The 1,208-nt window shown below is 59.1% G+C and carries 2 protein-coding genes and 1 pseudogene; 2 read left to right on the top strand and 1 reads right to left on the bottom strand.

Features of this window, described 5'->3' with window-relative positions; genetic code table 11:
* On the top strand, positions 1-280 hold a 280-nt coding region (locus DBR24_RS22855; protein WP_128615880.1), incomplete at its 5' end, for a M20/M25/M40 family metallo-hydrolase.
* A gap of 401 nt (positions 281-681) precedes the next feature.
* Positions 682-870: a hypothetical protein gene (locus DBR24_RS22860; protein ID WP_128615881.1), complete on the top strand. Its 189-nt coding sequence runs from the start codon at positions 682-684 to the stop codon at positions 868-870.
* A 75-nt stretch (positions 871-945) separates the two neighbouring features.
* Here the strand turns inward: DBR24_RS22860 and DBR24_RS22865 are convergent.
* A pseudogene (locus DBR24_RS22865) lies at positions 946-1,208 on the bottom strand (oxaloacetate decarboxylase); the annotation flags it as partial.

Consider the following 1,208-nt stretch of genomic DNA (forward strand, 5'->3'; position numbering starts at 1 on the left):
GCGTGGTTTGCCGCCAATGCCGCAGACGCCCGAGTCGGATCGCCTGATGGCGATGGCCCAGGGGATTTACGGCGAGATCGGCCGCAAACTGACCGAGGAGGGCAGTGGGGGCGCGGCGGATGCCAGTTTGTCTGCCGGGGTGGGTACGCCGACGCTGGATGGTTTCGGGATTGTCGGCGGCAATATTCACACGCCGGAGGAGTACGCCGAAGTGGCGAGCGTGGCGCCGCGGATTTATCTGTTGTCGCGGATGATCATGGAGCTCTCCAAGCCGCGGTGAGTGGGTTTGTGGTGTGACTGATGCGGGAGGGGTGTCAGGTGCATTTGCCCTCACCCTAACCCTCTCCCAGAGGGAGAGGGGACTGACCGTGTTGTTTGTGATTAACACGGCGACCTGAAAGATCCATTTGAATTCAAAATCGGATTCAGCGCAGTGTCACAAGCCGGCGTAGCTCCCGAGCATCCCCCAATCAGTCCCCTCTCCCTCTGGGAGAGGGCTAGGGTGAGGGGCTTTTGTGGGATAAATGGAAGTCGCGAACGGCGTACAAAAAATACTGAAAAGTCCGACAGAAGCGCTCATTGCGGCCGTTGAACGCGGCTCTTATAGTCTCGGCTCGCAGAAAACTCTGCAACGATCTTGGCCGGTCGAATACAGAACCTGACCCTTTTGGAGTGAACGCTATGACCGACCAAGTAATGCCCCGCTTCCTCCCCATCGACACCTACGACGCCGAATCCCCGGTGCTCTTCCTCAACACTCATTCAGAACTCAGCGACATGGCCGCCTGTGCGATGCACCGGTTTGTGGTCGTGCGCGATCTGGCCGACGCCTTCGCGAGCAGGCTCGCTCCCCCAGTGGATCTTGGGTGAACACAATACTCGTGTTCGACACCGATCAAATGTGGGAGCGAGCCTGCTCGCGAAAGGGCCGGTAAAGCGTGTGCATCACTCCTTCACGCTCATGTATTCCTTGGCCCAGAGAATGTATTCCTCCGGTTGTGTGTAGGTATGCGTCAACTCGGTCGCGCTCAAATCGGACGCCTGAGTAAAGATCTGCCGCTGTTCGCGCAGGCTGTCGTAGGTCGCCTTGATCGCCGCAAAGTAAGCGCCATGCCCATCAATGGTCACGCGCACACCGAGTTCGGCCAGACGTTTGTCGTCGCGCAGCGCCGGGTTGCCGTAGGTCACCAGCATCAGCGGCACGGTCA

The sequence above is a fragment of the Pseudomonas sp. HMWF006 genome (assembly GCF_003061205.1).
GTDB classification, from domain to species: domain Bacteria; phylum Pseudomonadota; class Gammaproteobacteria; order Pseudomonadales; family Pseudomonadaceae; genus Aquipseudomonas; species Aquipseudomonas monsensis.